The following is a 2,347-nucleotide window of genomic DNA, read 5'->3' on the forward strand; positions in this document are numbered from 1 at the left end:
TCCCAGTTCAGACATATACAGACAAATATGGATTCAGAATATCCGTAGATATATATACTGCTGTGTCAGAAAGGACATTCTGTTCTTCCATTTGAATAAACATTTCACCTATCTCTTTTGTGAGCATTTCATATTCATTTTTTCTGATATAATACAAAAATACTTCCGAATCATATAACGATGATCGTATAAATTGAAACATATCTACTGGCTCGTAAATCAGAATTTTCTGTTCTGTTTTTCCTTTTCTGGCTGGCAGAATATGCCTCCTGATAGGCCGCTTTCAATTCTCTGATGTCTGAAAATACCCTGCTGATTCCTCCATTCCAGTTCCTTTTACTATTCATAATTTCCTGCATATAAGTACAGAGAAGCTGAATCTGATATTCCATATTCTCTTCTCCAAATAGAATAAAAGCATATCCTTGGTTCATAGAAATCATTTCATATACCGGAAAATAATCCTGGATTATTTCTTCCATTTCTTCTGCCATTTTGTTATTCTGTTGTTTATTTTCAGGTCTAATCAAAGCCACTGATAATGGTTTATCAAACGGAATCTTCATTTCCTCCCATTTACTCTGCTGATTTTCAGAAGGTACCATACCTGAAAGCTGTTCTAAAAGAAACTGATCCTTTTGCATTTTCTTTACAGAAGATTTCTGTCTATAAATATGTTCCAGTTTTTCTTTACACTTCTGGAGCTCTTTTGTTAATTCTTCAGGGTCCAACGGTTTCAGCACAAAACTGACTGCTCCAAAAGAAAGTGCCTCCCTTGCATATTCAAATTCACCATAAGCGGTCAATATAATTACTTGTATTTCTGGAAAAATAACCTTTACTTTTTTAGATACTTCAATTCCATTCATATATGGAATATTAATATCCATAATTAAAATATCCGGCTTTTCTTCCAAAATTTTCTTTAATGCTTCTTCTCCGTCTTCTGCTTCTCCACATATTTCCATACCCAGACTATTCCAGTCAACTGTTTTTTTCACTAACGCTCTCTGCAAAAATTCATCATCTACAAGGAATACCCTCATTTTCTATCCTCTTCTCTCTTAAAATCTACAGGAATGCACACTGTTGCCTTCGTTCCCTGACTCAGTTTACTTTCTACTGTAAGACCATATTCTTTTCCAAAATAAATCTGCAATCTTTGTTGAATATTAAATAATCCAAATGCTGAGCCTTTTTCTCTGTAATCTTTACTAAACAGTTCTTCTAATTTTTCTTCTGGAATTCCAAGCCCATTATCTGACACCTGAATAAAAACCTTATTCTTCTCTTTCCATCCTTTGATTCGGATAATTCCTTTTCCCCTCATTTCCTTTATACCATGATATATAGAATTTTCTACCAATGGCTGAAGTGTCAGTTTTACAATCCACTCCTGCAAAATTTCATTTTCTATATCAATCTCATATTCTATTTTATTTCCATATCTGACTTTCTGTATTTTTATATAATTCTCTATATTTGTTATTTCCTGTTCCAGCGGTATTAATGTTTTTCCATCGCTAAGTGAAGTTCTATAAAATGTACCAATCGCCTGAATCATGATAAATGCTTCATCCGGACAATTCATTTTGATAAGCGAACTTACACTATTCAATGTATTATATAAGAAATGTGGATTAATCTGTGCCTGAAGTGCTGCAAGCTCAGATTTTCTTTTTGCCCGTTGCTCTCTATATACCTGATCAACCAGCTGCCTGATTTGTTCAGACATCTTATTAAACTCTTCCGATAATATTCCAATTTCATCCTCATACAATACAGGAACACGTACAGAAAGATCTCCTTTTCCAAATTTTTTCATGGTATCTGTCAAATATATCAAAGGCTTTATTACACTGTGAGAAACCCTCAGGCTGAAAAATGTGCTGATTAAAGCAGCAATAATTCCTACTACATAAATAATCTGTGTCATCGCTTTCCCGGCTTTTGTAAGTTCATTCACTGGTGTCAGACCAATCATAAGCCAATCCAGTGTAGGGATTACTGACGCTGTCACAAGATATCTTTTACCGTCAATCCTGAATACTTTTCCTCCTTTTTTATTATCTTCAGCCCATTGAAAATACTCTTCTTCCGAAATATTTCCTGATACATCCTGATCATTTTCTATTTTTTTGTTTCCATCTGTATCAGCAATCAGATAACTGCCTGTCTCCCCATATCTGATATGTGCAAAATTATTTATCAGAAGTGGCGACTGATATTCTATAAGAACATATCCTTTAATAAGTCCCGAATCGTAATCTCTATAATATCTGATATAACCAATTCCATTTTTCTCATAATCTCCCAGGGATACTTCATATAAATCCAACCATTTTAC

2 protein-coding genes are annotated in these 2,347 nt (G+C 33.9%); both read right to left on the reverse strand.

Features of this window, described 5'->3' with window-relative positions; genetic code table 11:
- Positions 1–170: 170 nt before the first annotated feature.
- A complete protein-coding gene (locus AC075L_RS07235) occupies positions 171–1,046 on the reverse strand; it encodes a response regulator (protein WP_476387451.1) in 876 nt (291 codons plus the stop codon).
- Positions 1,043–2,347 (reverse strand): sensor histidine kinase (locus tag AC075L_RS07240; protein ID WP_476387452.1); only part of this gene is annotated, 1,305 nt, incomplete at its 5' end. The genes AC075L_RS07235 and AC075L_RS07240, both read right to left, overlap by 4 nt.

It is taken from the genome of Blautia sp. ZXY-1-B12, from assembly GCF_056339915.1.

What these genes read in the sequence shown, in the direction of transcription:
- AC075L_RS07235 (WP_476387451.1), bottom strand. Translation starts at nt 1,046, where the DNA reads ATGAGGGTATTCCTTGTAGATGATGAATTTTTGCAGAGAGCGTTAGTG.